Here is a 16,846-nt window from a genome sequence, read left to right as displayed (position 1 = left end):
CGCGCGAATATCCTTGAGGGCATACAGGCCCGGACGGCAGCGAACAAGCGGGGTCTTCCGACGGTGAACGTGCTTCTGATTGGCGGTGGGGGACGTGAGCATTCGCTGGCTTGGAAGCTGGCGCAGAGCCCTCTTCTGGAGACGCTTTATTGCGCGCCCGGCAATGCCGGCATCGCCGAAACCGCGACAGTGGTCTCGCTCGACGTGGGCGACCACGCGGCCGTGGCGGCGTTTTGCAAGGAGAGCGGCGTCGGCCTGGTGGTGGTGGGGCCCGAGGCGCCGCTCGTCGCCGGGCTCGCCGACGATCTCGAAGCGCAAGGCATCGCCGTCTTCGGCTCCTCCAAAGCCGCAAGCCAGCTCGAAGGGTCGAAGGGCTTTACCAAAGACCTTTGCGCCGAATGCAGTATCCCAACGGGCGCCTATGGGCGCTTCACCGACGCAAATGCCGCGAAGGCTTACGCGGCGGAGCAACAGCTTCCCATCGTCATCAAGGCGGACGGGCTCGCGGCGGGCAAGGGCGTGGTGATTGCCACGACGGCACCTGAGACCGATTCGGCGATCGACGCCTGCTTCGAGGGCGCCTTCGGGACCGCTGGCGCGGAGGTTGTGATCGAGGAGTATTTGACAGGCGAAGAGGCGAGCTTCTTCGCCCTGGTCGACGGCACGACGGCGTTGCCGCTGGCCACGGCGCAGGACCACAAGCGCGTCGGCGACGGCGATACGGGCCCCAACACTGGCGGCATGGGCGCCTACTCTCCGGCGCCGGTCATGACGGAAGCGCTCTCAACCCGCGTCATGGACGAGATCATCCGGCCCACGGTCGCGGCGATGGCCGCACGCGGCATGCCCTTCAAGGGTGTGCTCTATGCCGGGCTGATGATTGAGGACGGTGCACCCAAGCTCATTGAGTACAATGTGCGCTTCGGCGATCCGGAGGCGCAGGTGCTGATGATGCGCCTCAAGTCGGACCTCCTGCCTGCGCTGGCCGCCACAGCACAAGGCACGCTCGGCGATATCGCGCTTGAGTGGCACGACGAGCCGGCGCTTTGCGTGGTGATGGCGGCCAAGGGTTATCCCGGCAGCTACCAGAAAGGCACCGAGATCGCGCGCTTGGAAGACGCCGGCGCCGATCCGGATGTCGAGATCTTCCACGCCGGTACGGCACGTGAGGCGGACAGCATTGTCGCCGCGGGCGGCCGCGTCCTCGGCGTCACCGCGCGGGGGCAGACGATTGCGGAGGCCCAGTCAAAGGCCTACGCGGCGGTCGATACGATCGATTGGCCGGACGGCTTTAGCCGCCGCGACATCGGCTGGCGCGCTGTCGGGCGCGCGGATTGAGCGAGATCCCGCGCAAAAGTTAGCGCCATGTTCATGGATGGGCTGCAAAATGAGCGCGAACCATAGTTTTGCCGTGCTTTCTTGCGGTATTGGCGTTGCGTTTTCACGATGGCGTCACTATTTGCAAGTCATCTGGCAACGCCAGCGAAAAAGAGAATCGCATGACCTACGACGACCTGCCCATCTCGAAGAAGACCGCTTCTGGCGCCGTAGGCGTTGCCGCGATTCTGTTCTACCTCTGGCTGCTGACCTGGGCGGGGCCCGTCCAAGCCATGGGGCTCGTCACCGCGCCGGCAGACGCCTCGCCGACCCTCACTAAGGCCAAGATCTACAAGCGCGGACGGTCACCAGTCTATCCTTACGCCACCAGGGGGCCAGGCCCGCGCGGCTGGAGCAGCTATTTCGGGTTCGTGCCCTACACCAAGGGCAACGTCGAGAACGAGGCCATCCAGCGGAACTTCTATCCGATGAATTCCTGGCCGCACGACCCCAACGCGCCGATCCCCCAGCCCTACGGCCTGGGAAACTAATCGCTCTCCGCCAATCATCGAGGCGCTTTGTCTTGGCATGCAGCAAGCTCTGTCTTGCTGTGTCATTGTCGTTGCGCGCACCTAGGCGCATCGTGATGTAACGTCGAACTTTCGAAAAATTTTAGTCGAAGACCTTCGCCAGTATTCGTGTTCTGCGTGCTGGAGGTCGGCAAAGGCCAGCCGCAAAGCTTCATCTACTTCCAATTCTAACGTCGGCCTAGCGGCGGGCGGCGAAGAAATCCTTGAGGAGCGCGGCGGCGGCGCTCTCACTAATTCCGCCATAGACCTCAGGCCGGTGGTGGCAGGTGGGCTGGTCGAAGACCCGCGCCCCATGCTCCACGCCGCCGCCCTTGGGGTCGCCCGCGCCGAAATAGAGCCGGCGGACGCGCGCGAGGGAGATGGCACCGGCGCACATGGCACAAGGCTCCAGGCTCGCATAGAGGTCGCAATCGACCAGACGCTCGCTCCCGAGCCTGGTGCACGCTTCGCGGATGACGAGCAGCTCGGCATGGGCGGTCGGATCGCGCAGCTCAAGCGTCCGGTTGCCGGCCCTGGCGAGCACCGCGCCGTCGGACCCAAGCACCACGGCACCCACGGGCACCTCACCGCGCGCGCCGGCGGCCTCTGCTTCCGCCAAGGCCAGATCCATGGGGCGCTCAGGGCGCTTGCCTGGCTCCGCCGCATCTGCAAGCTTCGCTGCCATGGGCGGCAAGGTGGGCGAGAAAACGAGCCGGGGTCAAGCACCCCGCAAACGGGGTGGTCCGCCCCCTGTCCGGCAAGAGCCCATGCGGATCGCCAAGGCGATGGCCCATGCGGGTCTATGCTCGCGCCGCGACGCGGAAAACTGGATCGCAGCGGGGCGCGTTTCCGTGAACGGCGAAGTCCTAACCACACCGGCTTGTGTGGTCTCGCCGTCTGACACGATCATCGTGGACGGAGAGGCACTTCCCGCGCCGCAAGCTCCGCGCCTGTGGCGCTACAACAAGCCGAAGGGCCTTGTGACCAGCCACAAGGACCCGCAAGGCCGCCCGACCGTGTTCGCCAGCTTGCCCGACACCCTGCCGCGCGTGATTTCAGTGGGGCGTCTCGACATCAACACCGAAGGCCTGTTGCTCCTGACCAATGATGGGGCGCTGGCCCGGCATCTGGAGCTGCCGAGCACTGGATGGGTGCGGCGCTACCGGGTGCGCGCGCATGGGCGGGTGCGCCAGGACGCGCTCGACCGCTTGAAGTCCGGTGTGACCATCGACGGCGTGCGCTACGGGCCGGTGGAGGCCAAGCTCGAGCGCCAGCAAGGCAGCAATGTGTGGCTGACCGTGGGTTTGCACGAAGGCAAGAACCGCGAGGTGAAACGTATCGCCGAGCATTTGGGGCTCACAGTGAACCGGCTGATCCGCACCTCGTACGGGGCGTTCTCATTAGGCGATATGGCGCAAGGCGCCGTGGAAGAGGTAAAGCGCAAAGTGCTGATTGAGCAACTGGGTACAGCACGCGCCCGCGAGTTCGGGGTGAAACGCTGATGCGCATCATCGCCGGGCGGTTCAAAGGAAAAACCATCGACGCCCCGAAGGGACTGGGAACGCGCCCGACATCGGACCGCGTGCGCGAATCCCTGTTCAATGTGCTGGAGCACGGCGCGCCGGGCCTCGACTTTGCGGGGGTGCGCGCGCTCGACCTGTTCGCCGGCTCCGGCGCGCTGGGCCTGGAAGCTCTGTCCCGTGGCGCACGCTATGCGCTCTTCATCGACGACGATACGGCCGCGCGCGCCGCGATGCGCCGCAACATCGAGGCGTTGGGGCTGACGGGCGTCACGAAAATCTGGCGGCGCGACGCCACCAAGCTCGGCCCGGCAGGCAACATCACGCCGTTCAGCCTCGTCTTTTGCGACGCCCCTTACGGCAAGGGGCTGAGCGCACAGGCACTAGAAGGCGCGGCGGAAGGCGGCTGGCTGGAGCCGGGCGCCGTTGCCGTATGGGAAGAGCACGCGGGCGCGGAGGTCGCGTGGCCCGCGCCGTTCACGGAGCTCGACCGGCGCCGCTATGGCGCCACGGAGATCGCCATCGCCGAATTTACCCAATAGACGGGCTTTTTCGCGCAACTGTCGAAACATGATTAGATGGGTCGCGACATGCTTTCGGGGAGTCTCATGACGTTGCGAGCCTTATTCTTTGCGCCGTTGATCTTGCTGGCCGCAACGGCCGGACAGGATCGCTTCACCTCTGGCGTCTGGCAAGGCAACGCCAATTACGACGACGAGGGGTATTTCTCCGACTGCACAATGACCGCGCAGGCCGAGAAGGACATCTTGCTCGGCTTTGTGATGAGCAAGGACCTCGACTGGGGGCTGGTGATTGCCGACGAGACCCGCACGTTCGAGGTCGGCGCCCGGAAAGCCGTGCTCCTGATCGTGGACGACCGCGAGCCGATGGCCGCGATTGCCAAGGTAATCGACGTTCACGGCATCCTCGTTCCGCTGAAAAGTTCCGATACCGTGCTCGACGCCATGCGCCACGGCAAGGTGCTCAGGATTGCCAGCGACCAAACCGAGTTCAGCTTTCAATTGACCGGCACGCGCGACGCCATCGCGGCGCTGACGCAATGCGTCACCGCGCATCAAGGCACGAACCGCGTCCAGCTGTAACACCTAGCGCCGGTCGAACAGCTTATCGATGTCGGTGAGTTTCAGCTCGACGTAAGTCGGACGGCCGTGATTGCACTGGCCGGAGAACGGCGTCTCCTCCATACCGCGCAGAAGCGCGTTCATCTCCTCCGGCGACAGACGCCGGCCCGCGCGCACGCTACCGTGGCAGGCCATGGTGGAAAGCACATAGTCCAGCCGCTCGGCGAGCAGCCGGCCGGCCTCGCCGTCCTCCGCTTCGAGGAGTGTGCTTGCGAGCTCGGCAAGCAGTCCTTTGACATCGCAGGTGCCGAGCAACCCCGGCACTTCGCGTACCGCAATCGCCGAAGGCCCAAACGTCTCGATGACAAGACCGAGCCGCTCAAGCGCATCCGACGCCGCAAGCAAGGCTTGGGCTGCGTCCGCATCGAGCTCGACGACTTCAGGGATCAACAGCATCTGCCGCGCGATCCCGCCATTGGCGAAGGCGCGCTTCAGCCGTTCATAGACGAGGCGTTCATGGGCCGCGTGCTGATCGACGATGACGAGCGCGTCGTCCGTCTCGGCGATGATGAAGGTGTCTTGCACTTGCGCGCGGGCGGCACCCAGCGGGAAGTCGGTTGCCGTTTCCTCCTCCGTAGCGGCCCCGCGCATATCGGCCGAGGGCACAGAAACTTCTGCAAGCGGGGCTTGCGACCGTTCCGCGAAGCCCACGTCGCGCGGGCGCGTGTGGCTCCGGTAGGAAGGCACCGGCGCTTGAGCACTTGAGCCAACGGATGGCGGGGCCATGCGTTGCAGCGCCTCCTGCGACAGGCTCTCCGTGGCGCGGTGACCGGCGGCACTCAAGGCCTCCCGGATCGCGCCGATGAGCAGCGAGCGCATGGCGTTGGCGTCGCGGAAGCGCAGCTCCGTCTTGGCCGGATGGACATTCACGTCCACCTCCTCCGGCGGCACGTCCAGAAAAAGCGCCAGCATGGGATAGCGGCCCCGCGGCACGAGGTCGCCATAGGCCGCACGCACCGTCCCAGCGAGGAGCTTGTCGCGCACGGGGCGTCCGTTCACCACGAGATAGAGCTGCATCCCGTTGGGGCGGTGAAGCGTGGGGAGGCCTGCAAAGCCTTCGACGCGCATTGTCCCCCGCTCGGCGGAGACGGGAAGCGCGTCCTGCACGAATTCCGCGCCCATGATGCGGCCGAGCCGCGCGAGTGCGTGATCGAGGAGGCCCGGCGGGCAGGCCTCCAGGCGCAACGTGGTTCGTTCGCCGGTCGATAGTGAGAAGGCGATTTCCGGATGCGCCAGTGCCAGCCGCTTGACGGCGTCGGAGATGGCCGCAGCTTCGGCGCGCTCAGACTTCATGAATTTTAGACGCGCGGGCGTCGCGTAGAACAGATCGCGCACCTCCACGTCTGTCCCGCCCGCGCGCGCCGCCGGCTTCAACGGCGCTTTCCGGCCCCCATCGACCGCGATCGTGTGGGCGTCCTTGGCGTTTTCAGCACGGCTGGTGATGGCAAGCCGCGCCACCGCTCCAATGGAGGGCAGCGCCTCGCCGCGAAAGCCGAGCGACAGAATATGAGAGAGGTTGTCCCCGGCGAGCTTGGAGGTGGCATGGCGCTCGACCGCCAGGGCCAAGTCCTCCGCAGCCATGCCGGCGCCGTCATCGGCCACGCGGATCAGTGACAGCCCGCCGCCCGTGACCGTCACGTCGATACGGGCCGCGCCCGCGTCGATCGCGTTCTCCACCAGCTCCTTGACGACACTGGCAGGCCGCTCGACGACCTCACCCGCGGCAATGCGATTTATGAGGTTCGGCGGCAGCTGACGAATGGCCATAGTCTGCCTCCGCTTTTGGCCTGATTCCGCTTAGCGCTGCCCCAACAGTTGGGGCCTTTAGCTTAATCCGATTCTAGGTGTGGAGGGCCTAGCCTGGCGCGCCCGCGGGCACGACTTCCGCAGGTTCCACAGGCTTGCCGACGATTGTGGTGATCAGCCGGTCCGGCGTGAGCAGGCGCTTCGCCACGCGCTTGATGTCATCCATGCTCACGGCATCGACGAGGGCATTGCGCCTGTCGACATAGTCGATGCCAAGATCCTCGATCTGGATCCACAAGAGCTGGCTGGCGATGCTTACAGAGGATTCGAAGCGCAAGGGGTAGGCGCCGGTGAGATAGGCCTTGGCGCTCTCCAGCTCCTCCGCCGTGGGACCCTGCTCCGCGATGCGCTCAAGCTCATTCTGGATCACGGACAGCGACTGGCCAACGGCCTCGTTCTTAGTAGCCACGTGGCCGATGAAAACGGGGCCGTGCATATAGGGGTAGAGGCTGGAGCGGACAGAGTAAGCAAGGCCACGCTTCTCGCGCACCTCTTCCATCAGCCGCGAGGAGAACCCGCCACCGCCAATGATGTAGTTGAGCACGTAGGCCGGAATGAAATCGTCGTCGTCGCGCGGGATGCCGCGCAGGCCGAACTGCGCCACCGACTGCGGCACATCCATGGCGATGACCTCGCGGGTGGGCCCAAGGGGCGGCGGCGCGTCGGCAACCTGCACCAGGTCCGAGCGCTCCGGCAAATCGCCGAACAGCTTGTCGAGCACCTCGCCCAACTCCTCGGCGTCGATGTCACCGACCACGGCGACGGCAAGCTTGTCGCGGGCAAACACGCGGCGGACATAGTCCCTGAGATCGTCCGCGGAGATCTCAGCCACGGAGTCTTTCGTGCCCTTCACGGGGCGGCCATAGGGATGATCCTGGAACGCGATCCGGTCCCAGGCGAGCGACGCCACGGTCTCAGGATCGTTCTCGTCGAATTTCAGTCCAGCCAAGATCTGCGCGCGCACGCGCTCCAGTGCGTCCTCGTCGAAGCGGGGCTGCGACATCGCCAGCCGCACCAGGTCAAAGACGTCGTCCTTGTTCTCGGTCAACGTCTGGATCCTGCCGAGCATGACGTCGCGGCCGGCGTCGAAGTCCATCTTCATCGCCAGCGCTTCCTCGCGCTCTTGGAACGCGATGGCGTCGAGGTCACCGGCGCCTTCGTTCATCATTGCCGTCACGAAATAGGCTTGGCCTTCTCTGCTTGGCGCGTCTTGCGATGCACCGCCGAAGAAGGCAAAACGGATCGTGATCAGCGGATTTGCATGGCTCTCCACGAGCCAGGCCTTGATGCCGCCAGGGCTCGTCACCTCTTGGATTTTCATGCCACTCCCTTTGGCCGCGGCGGGCGACGCCAGAAGCGCAACCGCCAGCAGTGTCGTCCCGAGCCACAGCGTTGCGGCGAAGAGCGAAGAGCAAATCCTGGTCTGCATCTACGACTTGCCGTTTCCAGCAGCTGGGGCGGGCTTTTCGCCGGCACTGCTTGTGTGTTCGGGCTCCGGTTTGAGAATGCCCGTCACCGAGTTCTCCTCGTCAAGATATTTGCGGGCCACGGCGCGAACGTCGTCCACGGTGACCTGCTTCATCCGCTGAGGCCACGCTTCGACGTCCTCTATGGTCATGCCGGCGGCCAGCCGCCATCCATATTGGCGAGCCATCTTGGAGATGGAGTCGGAACTGTAGACGAACTCGGCAATCTGAGAGGCGCGCGCCCGGTCCAACTCGGCTTGGGTGACGCCGTTCTCGCGCAAGTCCTCGACCGTGCGATCGATCGCCGCCTCGATCTCCTCGGGCGCGGTCTTTGGTCCGGCAATGGCATAGAAACCCAAGCGCCCCGAATCGAGCCCGGAGTCGGAGTACCAGCCGCCTGCGGACGCAGCGACATGGTCCTTCATTACCAGCTGCTTGTAGATGCGGCTGGTGGCGCCATGAGCGGCGACGCGCATCAGCAGATCCAACGCCTCGGCCTCGCCGGGCTCCGCCGAGGCGTAACTCGGCGCGATGTAGTAGCGCTGCACGGTGGTGCGGCCGGCGCGCGGATCCTCCAACGTCACAGTGAGAGGCGCATCGTGCTCCGGCTCACTGGGACGCGCCCGCTGCTGCGCCTCGCCGTTGCGCGGGATCTTCCCGAAGGTCTTCTCGGCAAGCGCCTTTACGTCGTCCGGCTCGACGTCCCCAGCGACGATCAGGATGGCGTTCTCCGGCGCGTAAAAGCGGCGATAGAAGGCGAGCGCGTCCTCGCGGTCGAGCTCCTCCATCTCGTGTTCCCAACCGATGATGGGAATGCCGTAGGGATGGTTGCGATAAAGCGCGGCCATCATCTGCTCTTGGAGGATGGCGCCAGGATCGTTGTCGACGCGCGAGCGGCGCTCCTCGAGAATGACGTCCCGCTCGGTCGCCACGTCCTCCGGCGTCAGCCGAAGATTTGCCATGCGGTCGGCTTCCATCTCCATGACTTTGGGAAGACGGTCCTTGGCTACGCGCTGGAAGTACGCGGTCACGTCGTGATTGGTGAACGCGTTGTCGTCACCGCCATTCTTGGCAATGATCTTGGAGAACTGCTGGATGTTGTCGGTGCCCTTGAACATCAAATGCTCAAGGAAGTGTGCGATCCCGGAGGTGCCCGGCGGCTCGTCCGCGGCCCCTGCCTTGTACCAAACCATCTGAGTCGCGACCGGCGCGCGATGATCGGGGATAACGACGACTTGGAGCCCGTTGGCGAGGGTGAACTCGCTGACGCGCTCTGATTTCGCTTCTTCGGCAACGGCGGCAACCGGCATTGAAAGGCTCACACTGGCTAGAACCAGGCCAACACGAAGGAAGGCGGTCAATCGATCTTGCATCCACACCACCATTCGAACGAAGGCCTTTGGATTGGAATACGGGGCTCACGGCGCGCGGGAAAATAAGCCTAGTAGGCTGCTAGCGCCAATGCCTCATGTCGGGCCTCAGGCCGGGTTTTTCAAGAAATGGAAGCGCTAGATTGCGACCGACGCGCGAACCGGCCGGCGAAAAGGTGACGAACGAACTCTAGTACTCCCCCATGGCCCGCCCTTGGGAGGCTCTGTTGTAGCTATCGGGCGCCGCAGGCTTGAACTCTTCCATGTTCTGGCTGGGCAAGGGCGCCTGCGGAACATGCGGTGTGTTGGGCGCGGACCGAGTCTGGGCGACAGTGGGCGCCCGATCGGACGGATCCGGCGCGGGCACGTTGGGGACGGGCTCTTCCACCGTCTTGTCGCCACCCAATAGCTTGTCGAGCAGCGTTTCCTTACCCGCATAGGGGTTCAGCGGGTCGGCGGCCGCCTGGGCCTCAGCCTTCTTGGTATTCTCTTGCTCGATGACGCGGACGCGCACCTTCTCCGGGTCGTCCGGCCAATCCTGGCGGGCCGTGGACACGGCGGCAGGGCTTTGGGTCGGCGCCGGCAATTGTTGGACGTTGGGCGGGACCATGAGCGGCGGGCGCTCACTCATCTGGACGTCGGCCTGCTGCCTGCTGCCGGACATTCCCATATAGTCGAAGACCTTGCCTTCGAACTCGACGCCGCCGCAGCCGCCAAGGAGGCTCGCGCAGGCAAGCGTGCCCGCGAGCGCGACCGTTCGACCGATGCTGGTTATGGCGCCAAGGTGCCCCAAATTTTCCCCTCAAAATCCGGCAAACCCCGGATCTAGTTACATTTTGGAGGGGTTTCCGGCCTTTTTGTGACCCCCGAAGAATGAGTCATACAGAAGTCCGATGACCCCGGCAACTATGGCCACATCGGCGATATTGAAGATGTACCACTGGAAGCCGAAAGCGTGGAAAGCGTAGAAATCCGCCACCGCGCCGTAGGCAATCCGGTCAATGGCGTTGCCAATGGCCCCGCCGACAATCAGCCCAATGGCGACGGCCGCCAGCGGCGTGGTGACCCTGGCAAGCCAGACAATGAGCGCCAGGCTGGCCACGATCGCGAAGGCGATCAGCGCCACGCGGCCGAGCGTGCTGTCCTGGGGCAAGAGGCCGTAGCTGATGCCCTTGTTCCACGCCAGAACCATGTCGAAGAACGGCGTCACCGTGACCGTGCCCTTGGCGCCGATGTCATAGACATGGAGCATGTAGAGCTTGTTGGCTTGATCGATGAGCGCCGTAGCTGACGCGACAGCCAGACCGAGTGGCGAATTGGGTCCCCAAAGCCAATGACGGAGCATGGCGTTACCGGCCCTTTCGCCCACGTGCATCGAACTGGCGCACGGCGTCGGCATCGCGCGGCGACAGCGTCGGAAACTCAAGATCGGCACCGACATCCGGCGAGATCTTCCAGGACCGCGCGCACTTGTTCCCTTTCGCGGCGGCAAAGACCACGGCCACGCCCGGCACGTCGTCGAGACGGAAGGCGTCCCTCGGCCCCTCCTCGGGGATCAGCGTCGCGCCACTGGTAATGGCGATCTCAGCGAGATCGATGCCACTGAGCGCATCGCGCAATTCCTTGTCGGCAACATAGACCTTGGGCGCGGCTTCAAGGCTCGACCCGATGCGGCCCTCTTTCCGCTCGATCTCCAGCGCGCCCGTGACTACGCGGCGCACGTTTCGAACCTTCCGCCATTTCTCGGTGAGCGCGTCGTCGCACCACTCAGGCGCCACATCGGGGAACTGCCGCAAATGAACCGAGCCTTTGTCCTCCGGGAAGCGGGTCATCCACGCCTCCTCCATGGTGAAGCAGAGCATCGGCGCAAGCCACGCGGTGAGCGCCGCGAACAGACGGTCCATGACGGTGAGCGCGGCGCGGCGCACCACACTGTCGGAAGCGTCGCAGTAGAGCGCGTCCTTGCGGATGTCCAAATAGAAAGCCGACATGTCGTTGACGCAGAATTTGAACAGCGCGTGGAAGATGCGCTTGAAGTCGTAGGACCGGTAGCCCTCCCGTACCAGCCCGTCGAGTTCGGAAACCCGGGCCAGCATGTAACGCTCCAGCTCCGGCATCTCATCATGCGGCACGACGAGGTCGTCGCGATAGTGCGCGAGATTGCCGAGCAGGAAGCGCAGTGTGTTCCGCAAGCGCCGGTAGGAGTCGACATTGGCCTTGACGATGTCCGGACCGAAGCGAAGGTCCTCGGTGTAATCGGAGCTCATGGCCCAAAGCCGCAAGATCTCTGCGCCCGACTGCTTGATCACGTCCTGCGGCGCCACGACGTTGCCGAGCGACTTGGACATTTTGCGGCCCCGCTCGTCATTGACGAAACCATGGGTAGCGACCGCGCCGAAAGGCGCGCGGCCGCGCGTGCCGCATCCCTCGAGCAGCGAGGACTGGAACCAGCCGCGATGCTGGTCGGAGCCTTCCAGATAGAGGTCCGCCGGCCATTTCAGGTCGGGGCGCGCCTCCAGCACGAATGCGTGGGTGCAGCCGGAGTCGAACCAGACATCGAGAATGTCGCCGGCCTTCTCCCAGTCGCCGGGACTGTCGACGAGTCCGTCGAGGAAGCGCTCTTTCGCGCCATCCACGAACCAAGCGTCGGCTCCTTCCGCCTCGAAGGCGCTCACGATCCTGTCGATCAGCTGACCCGATCCATCAAAGTCCCGGCGCGGAATGACGTCGCCGGTTTCTTGGTGCACGAACACGGTGATCGGTACGCCCCAGGCCCGCTGGCGCGACACAACCCAGTCGGGCCGCGTCTCGACCATGCCCTTGATGCGCTTCTCGCCTTGCGGCGGCACGAACTGCGTTCCGTCGATGGCGTCAAGCGCTCGGGCGCGCAAAGCCTCGCCGCCCTCGAAGCCGCGGTCCATGGCGATGAACCATTGGGGCGTCGCACGAAAGATGACCGGCTTCTTGGAGCGCCAGGAGTGCGGATAATCGTGCTTGTAGCGTGCGCGGGCGATGAGCGCGTTCGCCTCGGCCAAGGCCTTAATGACCGCCTCGTTGGCATCACCGAACTTGCCCTTGTCGTTGACCACGCGGCTGCCTTCGAAGCGTGGCGCTTCGCTTGTGAAGAAGCCGGCTTCGTCGACGGTGAAGGGAATCGTGGAATCGATATCGCGCTGGCGAAGCAAGCGCTCGTTCGCCGACCAGACCTCGAAGTCGTCCACGCCGTGGCCCGGTGCGGTGTGCACGAAGCCGGTGCCCGTCTCCTCGGTGACGTGCTCGCCGGACAGGAGCGGCACCATGAACCGGTAGTCGCTCTGCCCGCGCAAAGGATGCGCGCACATGGATTGGCGCAGCATCTCGGCCGTGACGTCGCCTTGCCGCGACCAGCCGTCGATCCGCGCGGCTTCCTTGACTGTCTCGGCAAGCGCATCGGCGAGGATCAATCGCTCGCCGACCTTGGCCCAATTGTCTGCCGGCGCCTGGGTGACCTCATAGAGCCCGTATGAGATGGACGGCGAATAGCTGATGGCGCGGTTGCCTGGAATGGTCCAGGGCGTGGTGGTCCAGATGACCACGGAGGCGTGTTGCAGCGCCTGCGGGTCCTGGCTGTCCTCGCTGGCGAACATCACCGGGAACTTCACGTAGATCGTCGGGCTCTCGATCTCCTGATACTCGACCTCGGCTTCGGCCAGCGCGGTGCGCTCCACCACGGACCACATCACGGGCTTGGAGCCGCGATAGAGCAGGCCGTTCATGGCGAACTTTGTCAGTTCGCGGGCGATCGTCGCCTCCGCCTCGTAGCTCATCGTGGTGTAGGGGTGGTCCCAATCGCCCTCGACGCCGAGCCGCTTGAACTCCTCGCGCTGCACGTCGAGCCATTTGGCGGCCTCGTCGCGGCATTCGCGCCGGAACGCGATCAGCGCATCGGTATCGCTCAGGTCCGGCTTGGCGCGGCCCTTGGCGCGGTAGTTCTCCTCCTCGACCTTCCACTCGATGGGCAGGCCATGGCAGTCCCAGCCCGGCACGTAGTTCGCGTCCTTGCCCATCATGGCATGCGAACGGGTGACGGCGTCTTTGAGGATCTTGTTGAGGGCGGTGCCGATATGGATGCGGCCATTGGCGTAAGGCGGCCCGTCATGCAGCACGAATTTCGGGCGGCTCATCGCCTCCTCGCGCAAGCGGTCGTAGAGGCCCATCTTGGCCCAACGCTCGAGCAGCTCCGGCTCGCGGCGTGGCAAGCCCGCCTTCATGGGGAAGTCGGTCTTGGGCAGGAACAGCGTCTCGCTCCAGTCCCGCTCCACTTGCGGCTGAACGCGCTTCACTGCGGGCTTCGGTGTGGCTTTGGGCTTCGGTGCAGCTTTCCGGGCCACGGGCTTCTTTGCCGCCGCCTTCTTGGGGCTCACAGTGCGCGTCCTTTGCGCGGCGCGCTTCTTGGGTGCAACGCGCTTGTTGGCCGGCTTGCGGGCCTTCGCCTTGGACGTTGGGCGCCGCTTGGTGACCGTCTTCTTTGGTTTGGCTTTGGTGGCCTTGCGCTTGGCCGTGACTTTGCGCTTCGGAGCGGCTTTGCGCGTCGTGGACTTCCTTGTCGTGCGCTTCTTTTTGGACGCGACGCGCTTTTTGACTGTGGGGCGCCGCTTGGCCGTAGCCTTCTTGGCCGTGGCCCTTTTGGCGGCGGCTTTACGCTTTGGTGCCGCCTTCCGCTTAGTTGCCACTTTGCGTTTGGCCGCGGTCTTCCGCTTCGCGGCCGCTTTCGGCGATCCAGCCGTCTTCGTGCGCTTTGCTTTTCGCGCGACCTTGCGTCTGGCGGCCGGTTTGCCGCTCTTCGTTGTCTTTGCCATGGTTTTCTTGTCCGCCCGAGCCTCGATTCGATGTGCGAGGCGTTCTAGCAACCGGCCTCGCCACAATCTAGTGCCCGGTCGGCCAGCACGTCCCCAAGCGTGAAACGCCGCATGGGATCGTCCGCGTCGACCGCGGCCAGGATCTCCTGGACCTGGCTGCAATCGTCGGCCATTTGGGCCGCCAGCGCCTCGGCACTTTCGAAGGTGTGGTCAGGCCTCACAAAATCGATGAATTCGACCTCGACCTCATGGTCGTAGAGATCGCCCGAGAAGTCGAGGAGATAGGCCTCCAGTACCGGCTCATCGCCCGCGCCAAAGGTGGGACGCGGGCCCACATAGCCTGCGGCGTGATGGCGCTCCCCGGCGTGGTGCACGCGCATGGCGTAAATCCCGTGGCAAACGTCCTGCCCCGGCGCCAGCTTGAAGTTGAGCGTCGGGAAGCCGAGGTCCTTGCCGCGGCCAGCGCCCTTGCCCACGCGCCCCCGCGCGCGCCACCAATAGCCAAGCTGCTCGGCCGCCTCGCGCACCTCGCCGCGCCGCAAGTGCTCGCGGATCGTGCTCGACGAGAAGGTGACGCCACCCGCCAAGGTGACGGGTGAGACCACGTCCACGCCAAACCCTCTCGTTTTGCCAATCAAGGCCAGGTGATCGACGGAGCCGGTGCGCCCTTTGCCGTAGACGAAGTCGTAGCCCACCACGACGTGGCTGGCGCCGAAGCCCTCACCCACTACCTCGTTGGCGAAGTCGTCGGCGGAGAGCGACGACATCGCCTTGTCGAAGCTCAGCACGAAGGTCTGGTCGAGATCCAGCGCCTCCAGCAATTCGAGCTTCACCGGCAGCGGCGTCAGCCGGAAGAAGGGCTGGTCGGGTGCGAAGAATTCGCGCGGATGCGGCTCGAAGATGACCGCGCCGGCACGGCGGCCTTCGGCGGACGCGATCCGCCTCACCTCGTTGAGCACGGCTTGATGGCCGCGATGGACACCGTCGAAATTGCCGATCGCCAAAACCGCGCCCTTCAGAGCCGGCGGCGTGTCCCGCCAGGAGCGGACGATGTCCATCGGAACTCCTTCGATTGGCGCTATTGGCCTGCCGCTTTGCGGTCGACCATCATGAGCGCCTCGCCTGCGAGCACGGTCTTGCCGTTCACCGAGCAGTCGCAGGCGAGCGCCACACGCGCCTTTTCGGTGTCGACGGCGGTAATCTTGCAGGTCGCCACAACCTCGTCGCCAATATAGACCGGCCCCTTAAACTTCATGGTCTGGCTCATATAGATGCAGCCAGGCCCGGGCAGCTTGGTCCCAAGCACCGTGGAGAACAGGGCGCCCGTCAGAAAGCCGTGGGCGATGCGCTTCTTGAACATGGTGCCGGCCGCGAAATCATCATCGATATGAACCGGATTGATGTCGCCGGACAGTTTGGCGAAGGCCCTCACGTCCTCGTCGGTAATGGTCTTGGAGACGCTCGCCTCCATATCGGGGGAGAGGTCCTCCAAATAATAGCCGTGACCCAGGCTCGCGGTGCTCGTCATATGTGTTCCCTGCTTGATTTGTCGGGTTGTTGAAGCTGGGCAAAATAACGAAGGGATTGCTGCGCCGCAACAAGGCGCCCCAGCCAATTCATCCGCACACGTCTAAAAATGCCGTGCTTAACCCCCCGTTCACGGCCACTCGTTAGGGTCTAAGCCTGATTTTTCACCCGCAGAAGGTCTCCTTTGGGCCGCCAAACCAGGCTCTTGTCTGGCGGAGGATTAGCGAAATGGCTTTCGATCCAGGCATGCCGGTGCTCGTCGTCGACGATATGAAGCAGCTTGGTTTCGCCGATGTCGACGAGGCGAATGACGGCAATGCCGCGCTCGGCATGATGCGCGAGACGGACGATGGCCTCGTCATTTCGGATTGGAATATGGAGCCGATGACGGGCTTCGAGTTGCTGCGCGAAATTCGCGCCGACAATCACCTGTCGCGCACGCCTTTCATCATGGTCACGGCAGAGTCGAAGACCGACAATGTGGTCACAGCGAAAAAGGCCGGTGTGAATAACTACATCGTCAAGCCGTTCAACGCCGCAACGCTCAAGTCGAAGATCGACGCCGTTTTCAGCGCGGCCGCTTAGGCAGATTCCCGACTCTCAATTCCGCAAAAGGACTTTCATGGACCAGACTGACAGGCCCATGGTCGCGGGCACGCCGCAAGGCCGCTACAAGATGGCATGCACTTGCGGCGCCGATTCCGTTTCGGAGGAGGTCGTCGCCCTAACGAACACGCTGCGCGAGCTCGCCGCTATTCGCAGCACCGCTGAGGATGCCGCCACGCGCATCCTCGATTCCGCCGAAGGTCTCCTGGCCATGGCCGGCAAGAATGAAGCGGAGAAGGCGGAAGAAGCCATTCTGTCGATCATGACGGCCTGCGGCTTCCACGATATCGTCGGCCAGCGCGTGACCAAAATCACGGAGACGCTGGACCAAGTCATCGCCGCCAGTCACGGCGAGGTGGCCGCAAAAGCGCGCAAGCCCAACGCCTCCAACTCGGTCTCGGCCAAGTCCGAACCGGGCATCGCCCTCGAGGGCCCTGCCCTGCCGGGCGCGAGTAAAGATCGGGCCCAAGATCAGGCCGGGGTCGACGCTCTCTTTAGCGACAAACGCTAGCGCTACCAGTTAAGGCCGCGCATCGCGGCGATAGGCCGCCGCACTGTCTGCGCGAACAGCTCATTGAGATGGGGCGCATCGAGCGCTTGGCCTCCCTCGCCCGGCGCATGCAGCGCACTTGCCACGAACACCGCATCGATCCCAAGCGCGGCGGCGCCGGCGATGTCCGTGTTG

General features: G+C 64.4%; 16 protein-coding genes. 7 read left to right on the top strand and 9 right to left on the bottom strand.

The window, feature by feature from the left end; genetic code table 11:
* Positions 1-63: 63 nt before the first annotated feature.
* Both purD and ABY454_RS04895 read left to right on the top strand, forming a co-directional pair.
* Positions 64-1,338, top strand: coding sequence for a phosphoribosylamine--glycine ligase (purD, locus tag ABY454_RS04900; protein ID WP_372929060.1), 1,275 nt, complete (start codon positions 64-66; stop codon positions 1,336-1,338).
* Positions 1,339-1,499: 161 nt separating this feature from the next.
* The gene (locus ABY454_RS04895) at positions 1,500-1,868 is read left to right on the top strand and encodes a hypothetical protein (RefSeq protein WP_372929059.1); all 369 of its coding nucleotides are present in this window, start codon (positions 1,500-1,502) and stop codon (positions 1,866-1,868) included.
* Between the two features lie 217 nt (positions 1,869-2,085).
* Here the strand turns inward: ABY454_RS04895 and ABY454_RS04890 are convergent, their stop codons facing one another.
* Entirely contained in the window at positions 2,086-2,571 is a 486-nt protein-coding gene (locus tag ABY454_RS04890; protein WP_372929058.1) for a nucleoside deaminase, read from the bottom strand.
* Between the two features lie 82 nt (positions 2,572-2,653).
* On the opposite strand from ABY454_RS04890, the gene ABY454_RS04885 reads away from it, so the two are divergent.
* The 3 genes from ABY454_RS04885 to ABY454_RS04875 all read left to right on the top strand — a co-directional run bounded on the left by ABY454_RS04885 (position 2,654) and on the right by ABY454_RS04875 (position 4,509).
* A complete protein-coding gene (locus ABY454_RS04885; RefSeq protein ID WP_372929057.1) occupies positions 2,654-3,388 on the top strand; it encodes a pseudouridine synthase in 735 nt (244 codons plus the stop codon).
* Positions 3,388-3,948 (top strand): 16S rRNA (guanine(966)-N(2))-methyltransferase RsmD, encoded by a 561-nt coding sequence (rsmD, locus tag ABY454_RS04880; protein ID WP_372929056.1) that lies wholly within the window; start codon positions 3,388-3,390, stop codon positions 3,946-3,948. The genes ABY454_RS04885 and rsmD overlap by 1 nt, the downstream gene beginning before the upstream one ends.
* A gap of 66 nt (positions 3,949-4,014) precedes the next feature.
* Positions 4,015-4,509 carry a hypothetical protein gene (locus tag ABY454_RS04875; protein WP_372929055.1) on the top strand — a complete coding sequence of 165 codons (495 nt, stop codon included), beginning with the start codon at positions 4,015-4,017 and terminating at the stop codon, positions 4,507-4,509.
* A gap of 3 nt (positions 4,510-4,512) precedes the next feature.
* On the opposite strand, the gene mutL is transcribed toward ABY454_RS04875, so the two are convergent.
* The 8 genes from mutL to ABY454_RS04835 all read right to left on the bottom strand — a co-directional run bounded on the left by mutL (position 4,513) and on the right by ABY454_RS04835 (position 15,556).
* On the bottom strand, positions 4,513-6,315 hold the full coding sequence (gene mutL / locus ABY454_RS04870; RefSeq protein ID WP_372929054.1) for a DNA mismatch repair endonuclease MutL: 1,803 nt from the start codon (positions 6,313-6,315) through the stop codon (positions 4,513-4,515).
* Between the two features lie 88 nt (positions 6,316-6,403).
* Positions 6,404-7,783, bottom strand: coding sequence for a M16 family metallopeptidase (locus tag ABY454_RS04865; RefSeq protein WP_372929053.1), 1,380 nt, complete (start codon positions 7,781-7,783; stop codon positions 6,404-6,406).
* Entirely contained in the window at positions 7,784-9,130 is a 1,347-nt protein-coding gene (locus tag ABY454_RS04860) for a M16 family metallopeptidase (RefSeq protein ID WP_372929052.1), read from the bottom strand.
* Positions 9,131-9,380: 250 nt separating this feature from the next.
* On the bottom strand, positions 9,381-9,983 hold the full coding sequence (locus ABY454_RS04855; protein ID WP_372929051.1) for a hypothetical protein: 603 nt from the start codon (positions 9,981-9,983) through the stop codon (positions 9,381-9,383).
* Positions 9,984-10,019: 36 nt separating this feature from the next.
* Positions 10,020-10,535, bottom strand: a complete 516-nt coding sequence (lspA, locus tag ABY454_RS04850) for a signal peptidase II (protein WP_372929050.1) — start codon at positions 10,533-10,535, stop codon at positions 10,020-10,022.
* Positions 10,536-10,539: 4 nt separating this feature from the next.
* A complete protein-coding gene (gene ileS / locus ABY454_RS04845; protein WP_372929049.1) occupies positions 10,540-14,028 on the bottom strand; it encodes an isoleucine--tRNA ligase in 3,489 nt (1,162 codons plus the stop codon).
* Positions 14,029-14,072: 44 nt separating this feature from the next.
* On the bottom strand, positions 14,073-15,086 hold the full coding sequence (locus tag ABY454_RS04840) for a bifunctional riboflavin kinase/FAD synthetase (RefSeq protein ID WP_372929048.1): 1,014 nt from the start codon (positions 15,084-15,086) through the stop codon (positions 14,073-14,075).
* Positions 15,087-15,106: 20 nt separating this feature from the next.
* Positions 15,107-15,556: a MaoC family dehydratase gene (locus ABY454_RS04835; RefSeq protein ID WP_372929047.1), complete on the bottom strand. Its 450-nt coding sequence runs from the start codon at positions 15,554-15,556 to the stop codon at positions 15,107-15,109.
* A 227-nt stretch (positions 15,557-15,783) separates the two neighbouring features.
* Here ABY454_RS04835 and ABY454_RS04830 point away from each other — a divergent pair, with 227 nt between their 5' ends.
* Complete coding sequence (locus tag ABY454_RS04830) at positions 15,784-16,140, top strand: response regulator (RefSeq protein WP_372929046.1); 357 nt, start codon at positions 15,784-15,786, stop codon at positions 16,138-16,140.
* Positions 16,141-16,177: 37 nt separating this feature from the next.
* Entirely contained in the window at positions 16,178-16,672 is a 495-nt protein-coding gene (locus ABY454_RS04825; protein ID WP_372929045.1) for a protein phosphatase CheZ, read from the top strand.
* The last annotated feature ends 174 nt before the right edge of the window (positions 16,673-16,846 follow it).

It is taken from the genome of Methyloceanibacter sp. (genome assembly GCF_041573655.1).
Classification (GTDB): domain Bacteria; phylum Pseudomonadota; class Alphaproteobacteria; order Rhizobiales; family Methyloligellaceae; genus Methyloceanibacter.
This window is presented reverse-complemented; position numbering and strand designations above follow the sequence as displayed.